This window comes from Rhodococcus sp. ABRD24 (genome assembly GCF_004328705.1).
Lineage (GTDB): Bacteria > Actinomycetota > Actinomycetes > Mycobacteriales > Mycobacteriaceae > Prescottella.
In genome coordinates this window covers 3,204,821-3,226,068 of the sequence record NZ_CP035319.1, presented here as the reverse complement: position 1 = coordinate 3,226,068, position 21,248 = coordinate 3,204,821, and the positions used below count along the sequence as shown (strand labels likewise).

Here is a 21,248-nt window from a genome sequence, read left to right as displayed (position 1 = left end):
CTCACATACCCGCCAGTTCGAGCAGATGCCCGGTCTCGGGTCCCTTCACCAGCGCGGCGGCCGTGACTGGGTCGGTGGGGCCGGCCCCGAAGGACGGGCAGTCCTTCGCCAGGACACACACCCCACAGGCGGGCTTGCGCGAGTGACACACACGCCGGCCGTGGAAGATCACCCGATGGGACAGATCGGTCCACTCCTTGCGCTCGATGAGCGCTCCGACGGCGTGCTCCACCTTGACCGGGTCGGTCTCCTCGGTCCACCTCCACCGCCGGACGAGCCGTCCGAAGTGGGTGTCGACTGTGATTCCAGGCACGCCGAAGGCGTTGCCGAGGACGACGTTCGCTGTCTTGCGGCCGATCCCCGGCAGCGTCACGAGGTCCTTCAGCTTGCCCGGGACCTCGCCGTCGTAGCGCTCGAGGAGGGCCTGCCCGAGGCCGATGATCGAGTTCGCCTTGTTCCGGTAGAAACCGGTTGACCGGATGTACTCCTCGAGCTCCACTCGATCGGCCTCGGCATACGCGCGGGCATCGGGGTAGCGCGCGAAAAGTGCCGGAGTTACCTGGTTGACCCGCACGTCCGTGCACTGCGCGGACAGGATCGTCGCAACCGTCAGCTCGAGCGGCGTGGTGAAATCGAGCTCGCAGTAGACGTGCGGGAACGCCTCCTTCAGACGGCGGTTCATCCGCCGCGCGCGGCGCACGAGCGCCAGCCGAGATTCGTTCCCGGCGGGCAGGCCCGCGCCCGCATCCGGGCCATCAGCTGGGGTCGCATGCACCCGGACAACTCTACGTACTGGGCTGCCGATCGGATTCCGGACTGTGTCGATTCTGAGACCTTTGCAGTGTTTACTTCCCGGTATGCAAGGTCTGGCTGTCGTGCTGTTTCCGGTGCTACTGATGCTGTTCGCACTCGCCATGGAGCGCGTCGAGTTCCGTCTGCGTCGGCTCACCGTGCGGGAACAGGAGGTCGAGGAGTTTCTCGACCAGGCAAGCCAGGCCGAGGTCGCAACCCTCGCCAGCGAGGGGTTCCCTCACGCTCTCGCCCGATTCAACCGACGCCGCAAGCGCGGCGGTGGGACCTCCACCGACCGCGACACCGACGCGGGAGAGAACACACGCCGCGCCAGCTGAGCCTCCCGGGTGAACCCCTGAGTCCATCGCGCCCAAAGAATTTTCACAAAGTCGACGAACTCTCCGCAGTGTCCGTGACTCGTCCCACAGCGTCGCCAAGTAGACTTCATCCCTGTACTCGTTGCATGAGACCCAGTCGATGTGCAGCAACTTGCATTGATGAACAGTTTTTTTCCAAAGGAGCGCACGTGGACGAGGTCCTGGCCAGAGCCGGCATCTTCCAAGGAGTCGAGCCGTCGGCGGTGGCTGCGCTGGTCAAGCAGCTTCAGCCCGTCGATTTCCCCCGCGGGCACGTCATCTTCAACGAAGGTGAGCCCGGTGACCGGCTGTACATCATCGTCTCAGGCAAGGTGAAGCTCGGTCGCCGCTCGCCGGACGGCCGCGAGAACCTGCTGACGATCATGGGCCCGTCCGATATGTTCGGCGAGCTGTCGATCTTCGACCCGGGTCCGCGTACGTCGACGGCTACCACCGTCACCGAGGTCCGCGCCGTGAGCATGGATCGCGACGCGCTGAAATCGTGGATAGATCAGCGCCCCGAAATCGCCGAGCAGCTGCTTCGCGTCCTCGCGCGTCGTCTGCGCCGCACCAACAACAACCTCGCGGACCTCATCTTCACCGACGTCCCGGGGCGCGTCGCCAAGGCGCTGCTGCAGCTCGCCCAGCGCTTCGGCACGCAGGAGGCCGGTTCGCTGCGCGTGACGCACGACCTCACGCAGGAAGAGATCGCCCAGCTCGTCGGCGCCTCCCGCGAGACCGTGAACAAGGCTCTGGCCGACTTCGCGCACCGCGGATGGCTCCGTCTGGAGGGCAAGAGCGTGCTGATCTCCGACTCGGAGCGTCTGGCGCGCCGCGCTCGCTAGCGCGAACGCAGAATCGACGCAGCCGCCCGTCCCCCTTGTGGGGCGGGCGGTTTCGTTGCACCTGTTTGCAGTCGCAGAACCCCGCTCAACTGCGCAGATACTCCAACTGCACCCGCACCGACTGCTCCGCGGCGGGCCACAGGGTCTCGTCGACATCGGTGTAGACGTGCTCGACCACAGCCCGGACGTCGGCATGGGAACCCAGGGTGTCGAGCGCGTCGCGGACCTGCGCGAGCCGCTCCTCCCGGTGCGCCCGGTAGTACCGGGCCACGGTCTCGAGGTCGGGCAGTTCGGGCCCGTGCCCCGGAAGAACCGTCCGACCCGGGCCCAGCCCGATGAGCAGGTCCAGCGAGTCCAGGTAGTCGCGCAGGTTGCCGTCGGACGCATCGAGCACCGTGGTACCGCGACCGAGGATGGTGTCGGCGGTGAGCACCGAACCCTCCCCCTCGATCACGAACGACACCGAGTCCGCGGTGTGGCCGGGAGTGTGCAGCACACGCACGGCGAGTCCGGCTGCCTCGATCACCTCGTCCCGTTCGAATGCCCCACCGGCGCCGCGATGGAACTCCTCATGCACGGCACGCACGGGAGCCCCGGTCAGTTCGTGGAACCGCTGGAGGCCGCCGGTGTGATCGTGATGCCGGTGCGAGACGAGCGTCAGCGCCACCGTCCCGACTCCCGCCACCCGCGCCAGGTGCTCGGGATCGTCGTCTCCGGGATCGACGACGATGCAGTCGTCGCGTCCCGGCGCCCGCAGGACCCACGTGTTGGTGCCGTCGAGTGAGTACATTCCAGGGTTGTTCTCGAGCATCACCGCGGCGACCGGCGTGATCTGACGCAGTTGGGCGTACGCGGGGTGCTGCAGCGTCATGGACGCACCTTTCTCCAGGGACCGTGCGGGCTCGCCATCGTGGGGACCGACAGTGCGTCCGGCGACAACCGAACATCACTGTACGACTCCCCCGGCGGCGCGCCGCTCCGCCCCGACACCTGGTGCGCAGCAAGCGCACTCACATATGTGTACCGCCGTCGATCCGGATCTCGGTGCCGGTGACGAACGCACCGTCGTCCGAGGCCAGCATCGCGACGACGCCCGCGACCGTATCGGGGCCTGCGAATCCCTGGCCGATCCACGGGTACAGCTTGCCGATCAGACTCGCGTCGACGCCCTCCGGGAAGCCCGGGTTGCTGGTCATACCGGACGCAATACTGCCCGGTGCAACCGCAACGGCCCGCAAGCCCTGCTTGGCATACTCGAGCGCGATCGCGTGGGTGAAGGACTGGATGCCACCCTTGGACGCCGCATACGCCGCCATGTAGGGGTGCGCGAACTGCGCGGACGTGGAACTGAAGTTCACGATGACACCCTTACCGGTCTCGAGGAGCGCTGGCAGCGCTTGCCGGGTCACGAGGAACGTGCCGGTGAGATTGGTGCCGATCACCTTGTTCCAGAACTCGAGCGCGGTCTCGTGGGTGTGCGACGACCGCAGGATCCCGGCCGCGTTGACCAGTACGTCCAGCCCACCGAGATCCGCGATCGCCCCGCCGAGACTCTCACGAACCGAGGCCTCGTCGGAGATGTCGGCGACCGCAGTGCGGAGCCGATCGGCGGTCCCGGCATCCCCGGCGCGTTCGGCGGTGACGGCCAGACCGGACTCGGACACATCGGCACCGGTGACGATGCCGCCCTCCTCGAGAATCCGTGCCACCACGGCCTGCCCGATCCCGGATCCCGCGCCGGTGACCAGAACTCGTCGACCTTCGAACCGCTTCATGTTCGTTCCTGTCCGCATAGAATCAGTGTTGTCCCGATAACTGGCACACTAAGCAGTATTGGCACGTTGTGTCATCATTTTGGCTGGAACAGGACCGGTAGTCTGCGATCTGCAGCCCAGCAGAGGAGCCCCGTACATGGCCGGCGCACAGCCCACGACGTCGCTCACCGAGCGACGGAAGGCGGAGACGCAACTCGAGATCTCCCGTCGCGCAGCGGAGCTCTTTTCCGAGCGGGGCGCGTCCGCGGTGACAGCCGAGGAGATCGCGGCGGCGGCCGGCATCGGTCTGCGCACGTTCTACCGCTACTTTCGCACCAAGGAGGACGCCGTCGCCCCCCTGCTGGCGGGCGGGGTAACCGGATGGATCACCTACCTCACCGACGACGGGGACGCCCGGCGCGACGAGTCCGTGCAGGCCGCCCTCGAGCGGGCGACGCGACGCGCCCTCACCGTGTCCGACGACGTCACCGAGGAGATGCTGGAGTGGACTCGCGGCCTGCTGCGGACCGTGCACGACGAACCCGGACTCCGCGCGGTGTGGCTGCGCGTGCAGGCCGATTCGGAGGACGGACTGGTCGCGGCGCTCGCGGAGCTGATGGGGCCGACGGCCGATCCGCTGACGGTCCGGCTCACCGCCGCCTCCGCGAACGCCGCGATGCGGATCGCGGTCGAGACGTGGGCCGCGACCGACGCCCCCAGTACCGGACCCGACGGGCCCGCCGATCTCGCGGCGCGGTGTATCCGCACTCTCATCGGTTGACCTGCGAAAACAACCGAGCCGCATTCCATTCGGGAATGCGGCTCAGTTCACATAGATGGCGTCAGGACTCAGCGAACCTCAGCGATCAACTCCACCTCGACGGGCGCGCCCAGCGGCAGCTCGGCGACCCCCACCGCGGAACGTGCGTGGATGCCGGCATCGCCGAACACCTCACTGAGGAACTCCGACGCTCCGTTGACAACACCGGGCTGACCGGTGAAACCCTCCGCCGAAGCAACGAAGCCGACGACCTTCACGATCCGCACGATCGAGTCGAGGCCGACCAGCGCATCGATCGCGGCGAGCGCGTTGAGTGCGCACGTGCGGGCAGCGGCCTTGGCATCGGCGTCGGAAACGTGAGCCCCCAACTTGCCGGTCAAGGACAGCTTGCCGTCCACGAACGGCAGCTGGCCCGAGGTGTAGACGTGGTCGCCGGTACGCACCGCCGGCACGTACGCGGCGACCGGAGCGGCCACCGGCGGAAGTTCGATCCCCAACTCCGCGAGGCGTGCGGTCCAGGACTGCGCCTTCTCTGCCACGACCCTCAGCCCTTCGGACGCTTGAGGTAGGCCACGTGCTGCTCACCGGTGGGGCCGGGGAGCACGGCGACCAGTTCCCAGCCGTCGCCGCCCCACTGATCGAGGATCGCCTTGGTCGCGTGCGTCAGCAGCGGCACGGTCGCGTACTCCCAGGTAGTCAATTCGCTCATACCGGTGAGCCTATCCCCCGTACATTCGCGCCCCTCGATATATAGGCTCGTGCCGTGGCAGCACCGACAGATAGAGCCGCGCAGGAGCGGCCGCACGCAGACGAGCCGGCATGGCCCCCCAATGCCGACGCGGCGCGACTGCACTTCGTATCGGGTAAGGGTGGCACCGGCAAGTCCACCGTGGCGGCAGCGTTGGCTCTGGCCCTCGCCGCCAAGGGCCGGCGTGTGCTGCTGGTCGAGGTGGAGGGCAGGCAGGGCATCGCGCAGTTGTTCGACGTGCCTCCGCTTCCGCCACAGGAGACCAAGATCGCCACTGCGGACGGTGGTGGCGAGGTGGTGGCTCTCGCGATCGACCTCGAGACCGCGTTCCTCGAGTACCTCGACATGTTCTACAACCTCGGCTTCGCGGGCCGTGCGATGAAGAAGATCGGCGCAATCGAGTTCGCGACGACCCTCGCACCGGGCCTGCGCGACGTTCTGCTCACCGGCAAGATCAAGGAGTGCGCGGTGCGGACCGACAAGTCCGGTCGGCCCGTGTACGACGCTGTCGTGGTCGACGCGCCGCCCACCGGCCGGATCGGCAAGTTCCTCGACGTCACCCGCGCGATGTCGGACCTCGCGAAGGGCGGGCCGATCCACTCGCAGAGTCAGGGCGTGGTGCGGCTGCTGCACTCGAACGCCACGGCCGTGCACCTGGTGACGCTGCTCGAGGCCCTGCCTGTGCAGGAGACCGCCGACGCGGTTGCCGAACTGCAGGCGGCCGAACTGCGGTTGGGCACGGTGATCGTCAACCGGTCCAACACTCAGTACCTGCCGGACGGCGCGCTGGCCGATGCGGCAAAGGGCCGGGTCGATGCCGACGCGGTGCGCGCCGGTCTATCGAAGGCCGGCGTCGAGCTGTCGGAGGGCGACTTCGCCGGGCTCCTCACCGAGACCATCGAGCACGCGGCCACGCTGGCCGCCCAGGACGAGAGCGCGACGCAGCTCGACGACGTGAAGGTGGCCCGCATGTACCTGCCCGCGCTGACAGACGGCGTCGATCTCGGGGGGCTGTACGAGCTCGCCGAGTGCCTCACCGAACAGGGCGTGCGATGAACCCGCCGCGCACCGCACCGGCACTGGACATGGCCGGTGTGCTGATGAATCCGAAGACGCGGATCGTGGTGTGCTGCGGCGCCGGTGGTGTCGGCAAGACCACCACCGCGGCGTCGATGGCGCTTCGGGCCGCGGAACAGGGCCGACGGGTGGCCGTGCTGACGATCGACCCAGCACGCCGGCTCGCGCAGGCGCTGGGCGTCGAGGCCCTCGACAACGAGCCACAACTGGTGGATCTGGCTCCCGGCTCCACCGGCGAGCTGCACGCGATGATGCTGAACATGCGCCGCACGTTCGACGAGATGGTGATCGAGCATTCGACGCCCGACAAGGCGCAGCAGATTCTCGCCAATCCCTTCTATCAGACCGTCGCCACATCGTTCTCCGGAACACAGGAGTACATGGCAATGGAGAAGCTGGGCCAGCTCGCCGCCGACGGGCGCTGGGACCTGGTGATCGTGGACACCCCACCATCGCGCAACGCCCTGGATTTCCTCGATGCCCCGCAGCGGCTGGGCGCATTCCTCGACGGCCGAATGATCCGGCTGCTCACCGCACCGGGTCGCGGAATCGGCCGTCTGGTGACCGGGGCGATGGGCCTGGCGCTCAAGGGCATCTCGACGGTGGTCGGCAGTCAGATGCTCGCCGACGCGTCGGCGTTCGTGCAGTCGCTGGACTCGATGTTCGGCGGATTCCGCGAACGCGCGAGCCGCACGTACGAACTGCTCCGACAGGAGGGCACCCAGTTCGTCGTCATCGCTGCCGCAGAACCCGATGCACTGCGCGAGGCCGCGTTCTTCGTCGACCGGCTCTCCTCCGACGGGATGCCGCTCGCCGGACTGGTCCTCAACCGCACGCACCCAACACTGTGTTCGCTGTCCGCCGACCACGCGCTCACCGCGGCCGACTTTCTCGACGAGGCCGAACCGGCCGGAGCCGGCGACGAACTGACGGCCGCGGTTCTGCGAGTGCACGCGCACCGTGCGGTGACCGCGAAGCGCGAGGTCCGGCTCCTCGGCCGGTTCACCGCCGCGCACCCCCGGGTGCCGATCATCGGAGTGCCGTCCCTGCCGTTCGAGGTATCCGATCTTGAGGCATTGCGCGCGGTCGGGGATCAGCTCACCCGGCAGGCCTGAGCTTTCACGACTGTTACTGGCGGGTCGGACCTACTCCCCGACAAGGGCCGACGACCGAATTCGATCAGACAGCAGACTGGTGCTGACGTTGTGCCTCGAAGAAGTCCGCCCAGGACTCCACCTCAGGGTGCTGCTTGAGCAGCGCTCGACGCTGACGTTCGGTCATCCCTCCCCAGACACCGAACTCGACCCGGTTGTCGAGCGCATCGGCGCCGCATTGCATGAGCACCGGGCAGTGCCGGCAGATGGTTGCGGCCTTGCGCTGAGCAGCACCGCGGACGAAGAGCTGATCGGGGTCCACTTCACGGCATCGCGCCTGCGTGACCCACTGGATCCGGGCTTCTGCCTCCTCGTAGTCGAGCCGCACGGCGGGGGTGGTCATGTGCATTAGGTTCCCCTTCAGTCCGAACGCCGTTCCCCACGACGCTCAGGATTCACGCAATCTCCCGCTATCACGCGAGGACTGCACCACATTCCTAATCCAGTGTTAGCTGTATCACACACCGACTGGAGTCGAATTTAGGTAAAGAAAGCTCGGCGCGCAAGATCAGACCGATAATTTCTGGTACGACCGTGCACACTTCGCGGCATTTGCCCGGGACGCGGGGGCCGTTCGTCCATAACCGACCGGCCCGTTCTTCTTGTCCATCGGGGCAGTCGGTCGGTTCCACGTACTCTGTAGGACGTGTCGAGAGCCAAAACGATCGCCAAGCTCGCGGGCTGTTCCGCACTCGCCGGAGTCCTGCTTGCAGGAGTGATGTTTCCGCTGGCAGGAGGGTTCGGCTTCGCGTCGAACCGTGCCGCGGACGCTGTAGACAACGTTTCCGCCGAACTCGTCGAGGGCACTGTCCCAGCCGTCTCGACAATGACCGACGTTGCCGGGAATCCGATCGCGTGGCTCTACGAGCAGCGCCGGTTCGAGGTTCCGAGCGACAAGATCTCCAACGAGATGAAACTTGCGATCGTCTCGATCGAGGACAAGCGGTTCGCCGATCACCACGGCGTCGACTGGCAGGGCACGCTGCGCGCGTTCATGACGAACACGACGAGCGGCGAGGTCCAGCAGGGTGCCTCAACCATCGACCAGCAGTACGTGAAGAACTACCAGCTGTTGGTGGTGGCGAAGAACGACGCCGAGCGACGCGCAGCTATCGAGACGACCCCGGCCCGCAAGATCCGCGAGATCCGGATGGCGCTGACGCTGGACAAGAAGCTGACCAAGGACGAGATCCTCACCCGCTACCTCAACCTGGTGCCGTTCGGCAACGCATCGTTCGGCGTGCAGGACGCCGCGCAAACCTACTTCGGCGTGGACGCCAAGGACCTGAGTCTCACGCAGTCCGCGATGCTCGCCGGCATGGTGCAGTCCAGCTCGGCTCTCAACCCGTACACCAACCCCCAGGGCGTGCTCGAACGCCGCAACACCGTCCTCGACACGATGGTCGTCAACATCCCGGACCGGGCGAACGAGATCCGGGCAGCCAAAGACGCCCCACTCGGTGTGCTTCCCGAGCCGAAAGCTCTGCCCCGCGGTTGCATCGCCGCCGGCGACCGCGGCTTCTTCTGTGACTACGCGCTGCAGTATCTGGCCGCCTCCGGCATCAGTCGCGACCAGATCAGTAAGGGCGGCTACACGATCAAGACCACGCTCGATCCGGCCGTGCAGAACGCCACCACTGCCGCTCTGGTCGCCAATGCCGACCCCAAGCTCGACGGGATCGCGAACGTGATGAACGTGGTACAGCCGGGCCAGGATCGGCACCGGGTGCTGGCGATGGGATCGAGCCGCACCTACGGCCTCGACACCTCAGCGGAGCAGACCGTGCAGCCGCAGCCGTACACACTGGTCGGACACGGCGCCGGATCGATCTTCAAGATCTTCACGGTGGCGGCCGCGATGGAGAAGGGCCTGGGGACCAGCGCAGTGCTCGACGTACCCCAACGCTTCGAGGCCCGCGGTATGGGCAACGGCGGCGCCCGCGGCTGTCCCGCCGCCACGTATTGCGTCGAGAACGCCACCAACAACTATCCGGCGAAGATGTCGGTGACCGACGCCCTTGCGAAGTCACCGAACACCGCGTTCGTCAAGCTCATCGAGGCGACGGGCGTGACCCCGACGGTGGACATGGCGGTCCGGCTGGGGCTGCGGTCGTACACGGCCACCGGGTCCTCCGGGTTCGGTGACCAGAGCATGGCAGACATGCAGAAGGCACAGAACCTCGGTTCGTTCACACTGGGCCCGACGTGGGTGAACCCGCTCGAGCTCGCGAACGTGGCCGCCACCCTTGCCTCCCACGGCAAATGGTGCCCGCCGAGCCCGATCGATTCAATCACCGATCGCGAGGGCAAGCAGGTTCCCATCACCCAGCAGGCGTGCGAGCAGGTGGTCGATCCAGGTCTGGCCGACACCCTGTCGGTGGCGCTGAGCAAGGACGACGCGCCCGGCGGTACGTCCGCCGGGGCCGCCGCCGCCGCGGGCTGGAAGCTGCCGATGTCCGGCAAGACCGGGACCACCGAGTCACACATGTCCTCCGGCTTCGTCGGCTTCACCAACAACCTGGCCGGCAGCGTCCTGGTGTACGGCGACTCGCCGACGCCTGGCGAGATCTGCTCGGGCCCACTGCGTCCGTGCAGCGACGGCAACCTGTACGGCGGCACGGAACCCGCCCGCACGTGGTTCCAGGCGATGATGCCGGTGGTCGGCAACTTCGGCCCCACCACCCTCCCTCCCGTGAGCGACAAATACGTCCGCGGGTCGCAGAACGCTCAGGTGCCGGACGTGAAGGGAATGACGCAGGACGCAGCTGCGGCTGCGCTGAAGGCCGCGGGCTTCACCGTCAACCCGGTCATCACCAAATCCGACGCCACGAAGGGCAACGTCACCGGTAGCTCCCCCGCGGGGCTAGCGGTGCCGGGATCATCGGTCACGATTTACGTCAGTGACGGCTCTGCCGTGCCCGCGGCCCCACCGGCACGAGTGGCACCGCGTCCGACGCCGTCGCCCGGCGGGTGACGTTTCCGCACCTCTCGCCATTTCCCCGAGCACGCCGGCCACACCGATTTCTCGCCGCGTATTTTTCCGAGAAGCTTGCCCTGTCGCGCGCCTGACCAGAAACCTTCGCGCCCTGGGCGTTCTATCGCCTAGTTCGGAAAACAAAAGATCCTCCCGATTACCGGTCACATAATCTAGCCACGGGAATGAGGGGGTCGAAATATGCGGGCTGAATGGATACTATGGGCGCTGTCCAATAGCAGGGGCCGCAACCAACGGCGCTGAATAGCGAAATCAGTTCATGGAGGTGGCCGTGCCCCTGCCGTTCTCGCCCGCGGAACCGCTCGTCCAGCACGGGCGCCTGCGCACCGACGACGTCGATCTCGCGCAGACCGTAGTATCCGAGGTCTACGAACCCCACCTACTCGAACCGCGGAGCGCGACTCGACTCGACGCCCGGCTCAACGCCGTCCAGAACGGCTCGATCACCTTCGGGTACCTCACTTACGGTGCGGGAGCGACCATAACCCTTCCTCCCAGCGAGTACTGGTACCACGTCAACATCACCCTCGCCGGAGGCAGTCGCATATCGCGCGGCGATGCGGTCAGCGGCGAGACCTCGGCAATGTCCGGCGCGGCAATGCTCCTACCCCACCACGCACAGACCATCGAGTGGGATTCCGACACCGCGCAATTCGCATTGCGGGTGCCGCGCGCCGACCTCGAGGGTCATCTTGCCGAACTGACCCGCACGAGAATCACTGCACCCCTGGATTTCGATCTAGTGGTCGACCTGAATTCGGCCGCCGGACGCGGATTACTCCGGTGCATCGAATTCGTGCGTGCCGAATGGGACGATGGCGGAATTCTCACACACCACGAGAATTCTCGCCGACATTTGGAATCGATGACACTGACAAATCTGCTCATGGCCGCTACCGGGCCGCACCGGATGCTCCTCGACGAACCGTCGGATTCGGCAATTCCCGAAACGCTGCAACGCGCACTGGACTACATCCACGACCATGCCCGGACGTTGCCCACCCTGTCGGACCTGACCAACGCGTCCGGGACGAGTGCCCGCACGCTGCAGAACCAGTTCCTGCGAAATCTGGACCGGACACCGATCCAGTACATCCGTGACGTTCGATTGAAGTCGGCCCATGAGGATCTGCTCCACCCGGCGACCGCGGAGGTCACCGTCACCGACATCGCGACCGCGTGGGGCTTCTACAACCTCGGTCGGTTCTCCTCGCTGTACCGGGACATGTACGGCGAGACACCGTCGGAGACTCTGCGACGCAACCGGTTCTGATCCGGTAGACGGTGCGGGAGTGGGGCGGCGCCGACTTGCGGCGCCCCCCCACTCCTAGTCGGGAACTCAGACCACCTGGACTACGTGCTTGTACTCCTGGAACTCTTCGATCGCGCGGTGCCCGTTGAGACGGCCGAGGCCGCTCTGCTTGTAGCCACCCTCTTCGAACTGGTCGACCACGACGGCCCATCCGTTGGTCCACACCGTGCCTGCGTCGAGCGCGTCGGCCATCCGGAGGCCGCGGGCTCCGTCGCGAGTCCACACCGACGCAGCCAGCCCGTACTCGGTGGCATTGGCCATTCGAACGGCTTCCTCCTCGGACTCGAACACCTCGAAAGTTGCGACGGGTCCGAACAGCTCCTGCTGTACGAGTGGGGAATCGGTATCGCCGACGCCGAGCAGTGTCGGCCGGTAGTAGGCTCCGGCCGCCAGCGCTTCGTCCTCGGGGCGGCCGCCGCGGACGATCACGTCCGCGCCGGACAGGTGCTGCTCGACGAGCGCGTCCAGCCGGTCTCTCGACGCGATGTCGATCAGCGGACCCATGTGCGAGCCGTCCGCGTCGCCCGGCCCGACGCGGACGTTCCCGAGCGCAGCGGCGAGCATCGTCCGCACCTGATCGGCAACCGCAGCGTGCACCAGCACACGGCTGCCGGTCATGCAGAACTGTCCGGTGAACGTCGTGATGCCGGCGACGATGGTCCCCACCGCGGTGTCGAGGTCAGCGTCGTCGAAAACGATCATCGGCGTCTTGCCGCCCAGTTCGAGGGACAGCCGCTTGAGGTTGGCTGCGGCGTCCGCCATGATCTGGCGGCCCACCGCGGTGCTGCCGGTGTAGCTCAGCGCCGCGACATCGGGCGACGAGACGAGCAGTTTCGCTCCGTCGCTGCCAGATTCGGTGAAGATGTTGAGGACACCGTCGGGCAACGACGGGCAGTCCGCAAGGAGCTCGGCGAGTCGGGCATTGACCAGCGCTGTCTGCGCCGCCATTTTCATCACCACCGTGCAGCCCGCCGCGAGGGCCGGCGCGAACGAACGCACCGACAGCACCACCGGGGAGTTCCATGGAACTACGACACCCGCGACACCGACCGGCTCGGACAGCAGGAGCGAGTAGACGCCGTCGCGGACCCGGCCGCCGCGACCGGTGTCGGTCAGTGCCTGCGCCGCGTAGTACCGCAGCTTCGACGGGGTGAGGCTCAGCTCGAAATCGGCCTCCGGCAGAATCTTTCCGTTCTCCCGGGCGAGCAGCATCGCCAGCTCACCGGATGCCGCCTCGATCCGGTCGGCCATCTCGTTGAGCACCCGGGCGCGCAGCTGGCGGTCCCGCCGCCAGATATGGGTTGCGAACGTGTCCTTGGCAATACGAATCGCCTCGCGAACCTGCACCTCGTCGGCTTCGTAGTACGTCCCCAGCGATTCACCGGTGGCGGGAGAATAGGAGGTGCCCTTCGTGGCGGAAGTGACCCACTGGCCGCCGATGTAGTTGCGGGCGGTGTCGTTACGCAGCTGCGGGAGCTGCCGATCAGTCGTCATAGTCATGTAGTCCTCTTTCTCGCAGGTGTCGGTGCGGGACTCAGCGCCCGGCTGGTGGGGACATGCGCACGTGCAGGGGGTCGGGCCCGAACCGGTGTCCGGACAGCCGCTCGGTCAGCACGGTCAGTTGTTCGGTGAACTCACCGAGATCGCAGCGCACGTCGTCGGAGACCTCATCGGTGGCGAATGCCCGGTCGACGAAGAATGCACTGTTGGGCACCGTGAGAGCGCCGAACCAAGCCAGGATGTCGCGCAGGTGCCGCTCGGCGGACAGGAAGTGGTGCGGCGCAGCGGCGACGGTGAGGACACCCACCGGCTTCGACCGCAGCGCCTCGCCGGGCAGGGTATCGAGCAGCAGTTTCAGTGTGCCGGAGAGCGAGCCGCGGAACACAGGCGAGGCGAGCACGACGGCGTCGGCCTCCCGCACGCGATCCACCGCGTCGGCCTCCCAGATCGCAACGACGGGATCGGTCGTTGTTTGTGGAGAGAGCCGTTCAGCCTGCCATCCGGGAAACCGTGCCCGCACATCCTCCTCGATCAGACCTAGCGCCCGGGCCAGCTTGCCCGGCGGTGTCGGGCTTCCATAGACGGTGAGAAGCTTCATGCGACAGTCACTTTCCGAGCGTCCGGACCGTCATTCCCGCAGTCCCGCTTCACGCATGAGCGGCATGACGCGCTCGCCGAAGTACTCGAGTTCCTGGGCGTAGTCGAGGAAGCCGACCATCATGCCACCGACGCCCGCCTGCTCGAGCTCGAGCAGCTGCTCGACGATCTGCTCAGGAGTGCCGATCAACGGGTAGCCACCGTAGCCGAGGATGAACCGCTCCTGCATCGCCTTGATCTTGTCGAAAGATCCGCTCTCGCTGCCCAATCCGCTCGACACCTGACGCGCGACATCCCAGTCACCCTGCTCGAGGATGTGGTCGAGGAGCTGCTTGGTCTCCTTCTCGGTATCGCGGCAGATGATGTTGCCGTAGCTCAGGATGCCGAGGTCACTACCCTGCTCGTGTGCGATCGAGCGGACGCGGGACGCGGTGTCCTTCGCCTCGGCAGGATCGGAGAAGGCGATGAAGTTGAAATCGCATTCGCGGGCGCAGAATTCGAGCCCGGCCGGTGAGTTGCCGGCGTTCACCAGCACCGGGTATGGCTGTTGGATCGGCTTGGGCGACGAGAACGCGTCCTTGATCTCGAAGAACTCGCCGGTGAAGTTCACGCCTTCACCCTCGGTCCACATGCGCTTGGCGATCTCGATCCACTCGGATCCGTATCGGTAGCGGACGTCGTGCTCGCGCTGTGTGCCGCCGAACATCTCCATCTCGGCCTTGTACCAGCCCATGGTCATGTTCAGTCCGTGCCGGCCGTTCGAGATGTGGTCGACGGTGACCGATTCTTTCGCGGCCACGATCGGATGCTTGGTGGGCACGTGAATGGTCGTGAACACCATGATGTTCTCGGTGGCCTCTGCGATCCCGGCCGCCCATGCATGCGTCTCGTAGTTCGAGCCGTTGAAGTTCGTCTCCCCGCCCATACCGCGGTAGCGGGCTACCGGCAGCATCGCCTCGAAGCCGAGTCGATCGGCGAGTTGCGCGATCTTCTTACCGTGCGCCCACGTGAGCTCGTAGGTGGTCTCGGCGTGGGTGGCCATCAGGCCGTGGCTGACGTTGGACCCGAAGATGCCGAGTTTCATCCGGTTGTCGTTGAACATCGCGACTCCGCTCGCGCGACGCGCTTCGAGCAGTTCGTCGTGGCTGAGCTTCGGGGCAATGGCGGTCATACCGTTCTCCTCTGCGACTGGCACGTGACCGAGCGGGATGTTTCACCGTCGGGTCCGTGACGTGTGCAGGAACGGTAGGCAGCGGGGCCTAGCTGGGACTATTCGCGCAGCGCAACCGGACTGGCCATTTTGCGCAGCACCCCGAACATGCTGGTCAGGAGTCATCGCCTGGGGAGGAAATTGCCCGAATCCTCAGGCACATCCGATTTTTCGGTGCGCCGGGACCAGAGTTCGCGCCAGTCCGGCCGGGATCTACAGGCGGTCCTTGACCGCCTTGGAAACACGGGAGCCGTCCGCCTTGCCGGCAGCGAGCGCGGTGGCGGCCTTCATGACCTGACCCATCTGACGCGGCCCGGGACGCTCACCGAGCTCCTCGGCAACCTGGGCGATCGCGGTGTCAGCGACATCGGCGAGCTCGGCGTCGGTGAGCGGGGTGGGCAGGTAGGCGTCGATGATCTGCGCCTCAGCCCGCTCCTTCGCGGCGAGTTCACCGCGTCCGGCCTCGGTGTAGACCTCGGCCGCCTCACCGCGCTTCTTCGACTCCTTAGCGAGGACCTTGAGCACCTCGTCGTCGGTGAGCTCGCGGGCTTCCTTGCCGGAAACCTCCTCCGTCTGTACCGCGGCCAGGATCATGCGCAGCGTAGCCAGGCGCAGTGCGTCCTTGTCCTTCATCGCGGCGGTGAGGTCGGCACGGAGCGTGGACTTGAGAGCGGGAGTCGAATCAGCCATGGCCGAACGGTACGCGCTCGGAGCGGTGAACTGCACCTTCATTGCACAGACCCGTATCCTGAAATGGTGTCTGATCCGTCTCGCAGTATCTCCACTCGCAGCGTCCTGACGCGGACCGCGCTCGCAACCGCGGGCGCCGCCGTCGCCGGTATCGGCTATGCGTCACTGATCGAGCGCAACGCGTTCACGGTGCGGGAGGCCACGATGCCGGTGCTGGAACCGGGGTCGTCGACCCTGCGCGTGCTGCACATCAGCGACCTGCACATGATGCCGAACCAGAAACTCAAACAGAACTGGCTGCGCGAACTTGACCGGCTCGAACCGGACCTGGTGGTCAACACCGGCGACAACCTCTCGCACCTCAAGTCGGTGCCCGCAGTAGTGCAGTCACTCGGTGGGCTGCTGGCGCGGCCGGGCCTGTTCGTCTTCGGCAGCAACGACTACTTCGCACCCAAGCTGAAGAATCCGCTCAAGTACTTCGAGAAGGAGCACCGCCGGGTGCTCGGCGCACCGTTGCCATGGGGCGACCTGCGGGCCGCATTCACCGAGCGTGGCTGGCTCGACGTCACACACGTCCGCCGCGAACTCGAGGTCGCCGGTGTGCGGATCGCGGCGGCCGGCGTGGACGACCCGCACCTGAAACGGGACCGGTACGACACCATCGCCGGACCACCCAATCCGCTCGCGCACCTCAAGCTGGGCATCACACACTCCCCCGAGCCGCGGGTGCTGGACCGGTTCGCCGACGACGGCTACGACCTCGTGCTCGCCGGCCACACGCACGGCGGTCAGCTGTGCCTGCCGTTCTACGGCGCCCTGGTCACCAACTGCCAGCTGGACCGGTCCCGGGTCAAGGGCCCGTCGCGGTGGGGTGCGCACACCCGACTGCACGTTTCCGCCGGTATCGGCACCTCGCCATACGCTCCGGCACGGTTCTGCTGCCGCCCCGAGGCGACACTGCTGACGCTGGTGCCGGCACCGCGTAACACCACCGCTGAAGCCCGCGGATCCGCCGCCGTGGAAAGCGCCGTTCTAGGCCGCTGACCATACGATTTAACCCCCGCGAGATCGGTGCTGTAAGCTAACCGAGGTTCAACACGGGGTGTGGCGCAGCTTGGTAGCGCGCTTCGTTCGGGACGAAGAGGTCGTGGGTTCAAATCCCGCCACCCCGACAGTGTTAAAGCAGGTAGAGGCCCTATCCGAGAGATCGGATAGGGCCTCTACTCGTTTCCGGTCTGCAGTGGGTCCGCAGTGGTTTCAGCGAGCCGTGCGAATCGCCTCATAGAGCGAGTCCGCAACGCCCTCGCGATCGTCGTCGTACTATCGGCTACTCCTCGCGGTCACTGAGAAATCCGCGTGGGAAGAGTGGTTGCTCTATGTCCTCAGAGGCATCGAGCTGACATCACGGGCAACGCTCAAGAAGATCATCGCCATCAGAGACCTCCAAGACGACTTCACCCGCCGAGCGCGTGCTGCCTCACGGGGTGCTGCCGACTCGGAGTTTCAGGCGGCCCTATTCGAACAACCGTACTGCCGGATCGGCACCGTCATGGAGCGGTGTGATGTCTCGAGACCTACCGCCACGAGCTGGCTCAATGCACTAGCCAGCGAGGGTCTTCTCCAGGACCTCAGGGTTGGACGTGACCGCTTGTTCATCAACCGGGAGCTTCTGCAGCTACTCGTTCGTCGTGAGCTCGACGACGTCCAGGGGTGACGTGGAAAAGAAACTTGACAGGTTCCGTTGACGTGTAAACATTTGCCGAAACAGTTTCCACAATCGCCGCGCCTGGAACTTGACTCCCTCGACAGGCTCGGTTGTCGTGATGTCAGAGCCAGCGCGGCGGACCTTCGTCCGCGCCGGCCACCGTGACCCCGACGGCGCCGCGCCCGGCGGCCCAGCGAACCACTCCGGCGAGCGAGCCGGACACCCGACGCGTCTCCGCCGTCTCATCGACCGCGACGGAAGCAGCGCCGTCGACCTGCAGGACCAATCCCCCACCCTCGCCCTTGCGCCGCCACATGCCGACTATCTCGGCGAGCAGCGACTCGAGAACCACCGTCGGGAAGTCCCCGAACCGGCCGCCGTTACCGAGGTCGACGGCATGGATCCACACCTCCCGGCTGCGAATCCATGCCGTCTCCGACACCGGGACCGTGCGCCCCTGGGCGGTGCGGACCTCCGCGTTCCACGCCGCGTCGGGCAGGCTGCGCCAACTCCCGTCGAGACGGGCCACTGTGTGCTCGAACAGGTTCCGTATCGCCGCGGGACTCAGCGTCGCACCCTCTGCGATCTCCTGTGCCCGCTGCTCCGCCGACTCGTACATCGGTGTCTCCACGCCGGTCGCCGCCCAATCCAGCAGTCGGCACAGCGCGGCCGCGTTGTAGCCGACGTGCGCCACCAGGTGCGCCCGAGTCCACCCGTCGAGCAGACTCGGACCCGACAGGCCCCCGTCCGGCAGATCAGCGAGGCGCTGCGCGAAGTACGCGGTCCCGCGGCGGGCGAGGTCCAGCCGTTCGGACAGATCGAGATCGTTGAACGCCATGAACCCTCCTACTTGACGATGGTCTTGTTGCGCACCGAGCCGAGCCCCTCGATGCTGACCTCGACGGTGTCGCCGTCGCCGATGTAGCGTGCGGGCGTGCGGGCGTGGCCGACGCCGCCGGTGGTGCCGGTGATGATGACGTCGCCGGGCTGCAGGGTGACGATGTGCGAGATGTACTCGACCAGTTTGGCCGGTGTGAACACCAGATCATCGGTGGTGGCCGACTGCATGACCTCGCCCTCGAGTCGCGTCTCGATGCGGGTGCCGAGACGGTAGTCGGTGTCGAGGAAGGGGCCGAACCCGCTGGTCTTCTCGAACGTCTTTCCCTGGTCCCACTGCAGCGTGCGGTACTGGTAGTCGCGCATCGTGTAGTCGTTGATCACCGAGTAGCCGGCGATGTACACGTCGGCGTCGGCCTCGGCAACCTGGTACGCCCGCTGGCCGACGACAACGGCCAGTTCGGCCTCCCAATCCAGCTGCGCCGCAGCGTAGGCGGGAACGATCACGTCATCGTACGGTCCGGTAAGGGCTTCCTTGAACTTAGAGAACAGCGTCGGGTACTCCGGCAGCTCCCGACCCATCTCCGTAATGTGCGTGCCATAGTTCAGGCCCACACACACGATCTTCCCCGGGCTGGGGACCACCGGCGCGTAGTCCGCTCCGGCCAGCTCCACCAACGGCCCCGACGCGTTCGCAGCGATCGTCTTCCAGTTCGGATCACTCAACAGTGCAGACAGGTCCGTGTAGCCGTCGATGACGGTCGCGGTGCTGCCGGAATCGACGCGTACCGCGGCGGTGCCGCCGTCGAGGCGGAGGGTTGCAAGACGCATGGTACTCAAGCTCCTTCAGAAATATGGGTACGGTGAAAGTGCAGACGCTCCACGATCGGAGCATCCGAGAATGCGAAAAGATCTATGCCCGCGTCAGTTTCGAGGGACCACGGCACCCACGAGGGGACAACTATCATGTCGCCCTTCGCGACATCATGGGTGTGCTCGCCGAGGCGGAAGCGGCCCTCGCCCTCGAAGACCTGGAACACCGTCGAACCGACGTCCTGGCGGGTGCGAGTCGCCGCACTGGGCCGCAGCCGGTGGAACTCGGCGCGAATGGTGGGCATCACATCGCCCCCGGTGGTCGGGTTCGTGTATCGGACGGCGGCGTGCCCGGGCTCTACAGTTGCGGCATGGCCTTCGTCCTCGAGCGCGAGCTGTTCGGAAAGCGCGCGGTCGGTGTGCTCCCAGCGATAGCACGCGATGGGCGAGCTGGTGCGGGCGTCGAGCCCGATCAGCGGGCGCAGCCCCGGATGCGCCCAAAGACGCTCCGACCTAGAGATATCGGGGGTCGACTCGTCGGTGACGCCGTCGGCACCGAACTCGAAGAACCCGGTATCGGTGTAGCGGACGAACGGAATGTCGAGGCCATCGATCCACGCCATCGGCCGGTCGGTCTCGTTGTGGTGGCCGTGGAACGCCCAGCCCGGAGTCAGCAGGAAGTCGCCGCGCCGCATCGCAACCGGATCGCCGTTGACGACCGTCCACACTCCCTCGCCCTCTACGACGAAGCGGAAAGCGTTCTGCGAGTGCCGATGTTCAGGCGCGGTCTCCCGCGGGCCGAGATACTGGATCGCCGCCCACAGAGTGGGGGTGACGTACGGCACGCCGCCCAGACCCGGATTCGCGAGCGCAATCGCGCGGCGCTCGCCGCCCCGGCCGACCGGCACGAGATCCCCGGCACGCTGCGCCAGCGGGTACAGCGTGGACCACTTCCATACGAACGGTACAGCTTTGGACGTCGGCACCATCGGCATGAGGTCTCCGAGCTGCGTCCACAGCGGGTTGAGGTTCTCGGCGGCGAAATCGGTGTAGAGCTGCGCCAGCTCCGGGTCGGTGTTCTCGATGTCGGTCATCGGTCTCCTCGTGAGGCGTGCCGCGTGTTTCCGGCGTGGCCTCAACGTAGGGCGGGGTCCGCGAACCGAGCCAGTAGATTCTGCTGTGCGGAATCATCGAGGATTCACTCGAGATCGGCGACGTCCACCGAAATGCCACGCACCGCGGCGTGCAGGCGCGCGACGAGGTCCCCCTGTAACTGCCGCCGATAGCGGGCGGCCGGGACAGTCGCCGTCAACGCGCCGAGGATCCGGCCACGACCGTTGCGGATCGCGACACCGATCGCCGTTACCCCCGCCTCCGTCTGTTCGACATTCACCGCGAAGCCCACGTTCCGGACGGCGTCGAGCTCGCGTACGAACGCCGCGAAGTCGGACGCCGCCATCCGGTTGTCGCCCGCATGGTCGGCGCCGGGCTCCTCGTCCGGGCGCAGGTACAGCTGTTCGAGCACCGGCCGGGGTAGTTCGGCGAGCAGGATGCGTCCGCCCGCGGTGTGCTCGGCAGGCAGAACCTGCCCCTGCCGATCGCCCACACGCAGTAGGGACCGGCTCTCGGCCGAGTACAAGAACCGCACCTGGGCGCCGACGCGGATGACGAGGTTGACCGTCTCCCCGCACCCGACAGCGAGGGCCTCCATGTGTGGCCGGCAGACGTCGGTGAACTCGCGGGTCCAGCCGTGCCGCGCAGGACCGACGCCCATTGCGGGCCCCGGGTGGTACCGGCGCTTCTCGTCCTGGACGGCGAAACCCCGGTAGACGAGCATTGCGAGCAGCCGGTGCGCCGTCGACGGAGAGATGCCCAGTTCCTCGGCGGCGTCCTTGAGTCGCAGCGCACCGGAATCGCGCAGCATTTGCAGCAGTCGCAGTGCGTTGTCGACCGAGTCGAGGGCATATGCGGGACGAAGGATCGTCGTCGTAGCCTTCTTCTGCATGAAAGAACTATATGGCTGTGGGTGCCCAGAGCGTGAATGCGTGGTCGGACAGGAAGGGGTTCTGCCAGTAGGGCGAG

23 protein-coding genes and 1 tRNA gene are annotated in these 21,248 nt (G+C 66.4%); 10 read left to right on the top strand and 14 right to left on the bottom strand.

Features of this window, described 5'->3' with window-relative positions:
- Nucleotide 1: 1 nt before the first annotated feature.
- Nucleotides 2-682, bottom strand: coding sequence for an endonuclease III (gene nth / locus ERC79_RS14245; protein ID WP_242676891.1), 681 nt, complete (start codon nucleotides 680-682; stop codon nucleotides 2-4).
- A 175-nt stretch (nucleotides 683-857) separates the two neighbouring features.
- Between nth and ERC79_RS14240 the strand changes: the two genes are divergently transcribed.
- Both ERC79_RS14240 and ERC79_RS14235 read left to right on the top strand, forming a co-directional pair.
- Entirely contained in the window at nucleotides 858-1,130 is a 273-nt protein-coding gene (locus ERC79_RS14240; protein ID WP_131579109.1) for a hypothetical protein, read from the top strand.
- Nucleotides 1,131-1,318: 188 nt separating this feature from the next.
- Nucleotides 1,319-1,993, top strand: coding sequence for a Crp/Fnr family transcriptional regulator (locus ERC79_RS14235; protein WP_005515884.1), 675 nt, complete (start codon nucleotides 1,319-1,321; stop codon nucleotides 1,991-1,993).
- Nucleotides 1,994-2,078: 85 nt separating this feature from the next.
- On the opposite strand, the gene ERC79_RS14230 is transcribed toward ERC79_RS14235, so the two are convergent.
- On the bottom strand, nucleotides 2,079-2,864 hold the full coding sequence (locus tag ERC79_RS14230; RefSeq protein ID WP_131579108.1) for an MBL fold metallo-hydrolase: 786 nt from the start codon (nucleotides 2,862-2,864) through the stop codon (nucleotides 2,079-2,081).
- Between the two features lie 139 nt (nucleotides 2,865-3,003).
- The gene (locus ERC79_RS14225) at nucleotides 3,004-3,768 is read right to left on the bottom strand and encodes an SDR family NAD(P)-dependent oxidoreductase (RefSeq protein ID WP_131579107.1); all 765 of its coding nucleotides are present in this window, start codon (nucleotides 3,766-3,768) and stop codon (nucleotides 3,004-3,006) included.
- 136 nt (nucleotides 3,769-3,904) lie between these two features.
- On the opposite strand from ERC79_RS14225, the gene ERC79_RS14220 reads away from it, so the two are divergent.
- A complete protein-coding gene (locus ERC79_RS14220) occupies nucleotides 3,905-4,528 on the top strand; it encodes a TetR family transcriptional regulator (protein ID WP_131579106.1) in 624 nt (207 codons plus the stop codon).
- A gap of 68 nt (nucleotides 4,529-4,596) precedes the next feature.
- Here ERC79_RS14220 and ERC79_RS14215 read toward each other — a convergent pair whose 3' ends face one another.
- Entirely contained in the window at nucleotides 4,597-5,067 is a 471-nt protein-coding gene (locus ERC79_RS14215) for a RidA family protein (RefSeq protein ID WP_131579105.1), read from the bottom strand.
- 5 nt (nucleotides 5,068-5,072) lie between these two features.
- Entirely contained in the window at nucleotides 5,073-5,237 is a 165-nt protein-coding gene (locus tag ERC79_RS23115) for a hypothetical protein (protein WP_165497128.1), read from the bottom strand.
- A 54-nt stretch (nucleotides 5,238-5,291) separates the two neighbouring features.
- Between ERC79_RS23115 and ERC79_RS14210 the strand changes: the two genes are divergently transcribed.
- On the top strand, nucleotides 5,292-6,332 hold the full coding sequence (locus ERC79_RS14210) for an ArsA-related P-loop ATPase (RefSeq protein ID WP_131579104.1): 1,041 nt from the start codon (nucleotides 5,292-5,294) through the stop codon (nucleotides 6,330-6,332).
- Entirely contained in the window at nucleotides 6,329-7,468 is a 1,140-nt protein-coding gene (locus ERC79_RS14205) for an ArsA family ATPase (RefSeq protein WP_131579103.1), read from the top strand. Before ERC79_RS14210 ends, ERC79_RS14205 begins: the two co-directional genes overlap by 4 nt.
- Before the next feature lie 64 nt (nucleotides 7,469-7,532).
- On the opposite strand, the gene ERC79_RS14200 is transcribed toward ERC79_RS14205, so the two are convergent.
- A complete protein-coding gene (locus ERC79_RS14200) occupies nucleotides 7,533-7,856 on the bottom strand; it encodes a WhiB family transcriptional regulator (protein WP_131579102.1) in 324 nt (107 codons plus the stop codon).
- 315 nt (nucleotides 7,857-8,171) lie between these two features.
- On the opposite strand from ERC79_RS14200, the gene ERC79_RS14195 reads away from it, so the two are divergent.
- The gene (locus ERC79_RS14195; RefSeq protein WP_131581138.1) at nucleotides 8,172-10,481 is read left to right on the top strand and encodes a transglycosylase domain-containing protein; all 2,310 of its coding nucleotides are present in this window, start codon (nucleotides 8,172-8,174) and stop codon (nucleotides 10,479-10,481) included.
- A 292-nt stretch (nucleotides 10,482-10,773) separates the two neighbouring features.
- Nucleotides 10,774-11,775, top strand: a complete 1,002-nt coding sequence (locus ERC79_RS14190) for an AraC family transcriptional regulator (protein ID WP_165497127.1) — start codon at nucleotides 10,774-10,776, stop codon at nucleotides 11,773-11,775.
- Nucleotides 11,776-11,841: 66 nt separating this feature from the next.
- Here ERC79_RS14190 and ERC79_RS14185 read toward each other — a convergent pair whose 3' ends face one another.
- From ERC79_RS14185 to ERC79_RS14170, 4 genes are all read right to left on the bottom strand, one after another.
- Entirely contained in the window at nucleotides 11,842-13,314 is a 1,473-nt protein-coding gene (locus tag ERC79_RS14185; protein ID WP_242676571.1) for an aldehyde dehydrogenase family protein, read from the bottom strand.
- Between the two features lie 34 nt (nucleotides 13,315-13,348).
- Nucleotides 13,349-13,912, bottom strand: coding sequence for an NAD(P)H-dependent oxidoreductase (locus ERC79_RS14180; protein ID WP_131579100.1), 564 nt, complete (start codon nucleotides 13,910-13,912; stop codon nucleotides 13,349-13,351).
- Nucleotides 13,913-13,942: 30 nt separating this feature from the next.
- Nucleotides 13,943-15,082, bottom strand: coding sequence for an LLM class flavin-dependent oxidoreductase (locus ERC79_RS14175; protein WP_131579099.1), 1,140 nt, complete (start codon nucleotides 15,080-15,082; stop codon nucleotides 13,943-13,945).
- A 252-nt stretch (nucleotides 15,083-15,334) separates the two neighbouring features.
- A complete protein-coding gene (locus tag ERC79_RS14170; RefSeq protein ID WP_131579097.1) occupies nucleotides 15,335-15,811 on the bottom strand; it encodes a GatB/YqeY domain-containing protein in 477 nt (158 codons plus the stop codon).
- A 63-nt stretch (nucleotides 15,812-15,874) separates the two neighbouring features.
- Here ERC79_RS14170 and ERC79_RS14165 point away from each other — a divergent pair, with 63 nt between their 5' ends.
- From ERC79_RS14165 to ERC79_RS14155, 3 genes are all read left to right on the top strand, one after another.
- The gene (locus tag ERC79_RS14165; protein ID WP_131579095.1) at nucleotides 15,875-16,855 is read left to right on the top strand and encodes a metallophosphoesterase; all 981 of its coding nucleotides are present in this window, start codon (nucleotides 15,875-15,877) and stop codon (nucleotides 16,853-16,855) included.
- Between the two features lie 54 nt (nucleotides 16,856-16,909).
- Nucleotides 16,910-16,983: transfer RNA gene (locus ERC79_RS14160), tRNA-Pro, on the top strand.
- A gap of 197 nt (nucleotides 16,984-17,180) precedes the next feature.
- Complete coding sequence (locus ERC79_RS14155) at nucleotides 17,181-17,525, top strand: hypothetical protein (RefSeq protein ID WP_131579093.1); 345 nt, start codon at nucleotides 17,181-17,183, stop codon at nucleotides 17,523-17,525.
- A gap of 112 nt (nucleotides 17,526-17,637) precedes the next feature.
- On the opposite strand, the gene ERC79_RS14150 is transcribed toward ERC79_RS14155, so the two are convergent.
- The 4 genes from ERC79_RS14150 to ERC79_RS14135 all read right to left on the bottom strand — a co-directional run bounded on the left by ERC79_RS14150 (nucleotide 17,638) and on the right by ERC79_RS14135 (nucleotide 21,171).
- A complete protein-coding gene (locus ERC79_RS14150; RefSeq protein WP_131579091.1) occupies nucleotides 17,638-18,354 on the bottom strand; it encodes a maleylpyruvate isomerase family mycothiol-dependent enzyme in 717 nt (238 codons plus the stop codon).
- Between the two features lie 8 nt (nucleotides 18,355-18,362).
- Nucleotides 18,363-19,184 (bottom strand): fumarylacetoacetate hydrolase family protein, encoded by an 822-nt coding sequence (locus tag ERC79_RS14145; RefSeq protein ID WP_131579089.1) that lies wholly within the window; start codon nucleotides 19,182-19,184, stop codon nucleotides 18,363-18,365.
- A 5-nt stretch (nucleotides 19,185-19,189) separates the two neighbouring features.
- A complete protein-coding gene (locus ERC79_RS14140; RefSeq protein ID WP_131579087.1) occupies nucleotides 19,190-20,260 on the bottom strand; it encodes a cupin domain-containing protein in 1,071 nt (356 codons plus the stop codon).
- Between the two features lie 104 nt (nucleotides 20,261-20,364).
- A complete protein-coding gene (locus tag ERC79_RS14135) occupies nucleotides 20,365-21,171 on the bottom strand; it encodes an IclR family transcriptional regulator (protein WP_131579085.1) in 807 nt (268 codons plus the stop codon).
- Between the last annotated feature and the right edge of the window lie 77 nt (nucleotides 21,172-21,248).

Bases quoted from the DNA above. Each gene is read 5' to 3' on its own strand.
- ERC79_RS14200 (WP_131579102.1), bottom strand. From the start codon at position 7,856: ATGCACATGACCACCCCCGCCGTGCGGCTCGACTACGAGGAGGCAGAA.
- nth (WP_242676891.1), bottom strand. From the start codon at position 682: ATGAACCGCCGTCTGAAGGAGGCGTTCCCGCACGTCTACTGCGAGCTC.
- ERC79_RS14180 (WP_131579100.1), bottom strand. From the start codon at position 13,912: ATGAAGCTTCTCACCGTCTATGGAAGCCCGACACCGCCGGGCAAGCTG.
- ERC79_RS14240 (WP_131579109.1), top strand. From the start codon at position 858: ATGCAAGGTCTGGCTGTCGTGCTGTTTCCGGTGCTACTGATGCTGTTC.
- ERC79_RS23115 (WP_165497128.1), bottom strand. From the start codon at position 5,237: ATGAGCGAATTGACTACCTGGGAGTACGCGACCGTGCCGCTGCTGACG.
- ERC79_RS14225 (WP_131579107.1), bottom strand. From the start codon at position 3,768: ATGAAGCGGTTCGAAGGTCGACGAGTTCTGGTCACCGGCGCGGGATCC.
- ERC79_RS14230 (WP_131579108.1), bottom strand. From the start codon at position 2,864: ATGACGCTGCAGCACCCCGCGTACGCCCAACTGCGTCAGATCACGCCG.
- ERC79_RS14205 (WP_131579103.1), top strand. From the start codon at position 6,329: ATGAACCCGCCGCGCACCGCACCGGCACTGGACATGGCCGGTGTGCTG.
- ERC79_RS14145 (WP_131579089.1), bottom strand. From the start codon at position 19,184: ATGCGTCTTGCAACCCTCCGCCTCGACGGCGGCACCGCCGCGGTACGC.
- ERC79_RS14175 (WP_131579099.1), bottom strand. From the start codon at position 15,082: ATGACCGCCATTGCCCCGAAGCTCAGCCACGACGAACTGCTCGAAGCG.
- ERC79_RS14170 (WP_131579097.1), bottom strand. From the start codon at position 15,811: ATGGCTGATTCGACTCCCGCTCTCAAGTCCACGCTCCGTGCCGACCTC.
- ERC79_RS14150 (WP_131579091.1), bottom strand. From the start codon at position 18,354: ATGGCGTTCAACGATCTCGATCTGTCCGAACGGCTGGACCTCGCCCGC.
- ERC79_RS14135 (WP_131579085.1), bottom strand. From the start codon at position 21,171: ATGCAGAAGAAGGCTACGACGACGATCCTTCGTCCCGCATATGCCCTC.
- ERC79_RS14165 (WP_131579095.1), top strand. From the start codon at position 15,875: ATGGTGTCTGATCCGTCTCGCAGTATCTCCACTCGCAGCGTCCTGACG.
- ERC79_RS14185 (WP_242676571.1), bottom strand. From the start codon at position 13,314: ATGACTATGACGACTGATCGGCAGCTCCCGCAGCTGCGTAACGACACC.
- ERC79_RS14140 (WP_131579087.1), bottom strand. From the start codon at position 20,260: ATGACCGACATCGAGAACACCGACCCGGAGCTGGCGCAGCTCTACACC.
- ERC79_RS14220 (WP_131579106.1), top strand. From the start codon at position 3,905: ATGGCCGGCGCACAGCCCACGACGTCGCTCACCGAGCGACGGAAGGCG.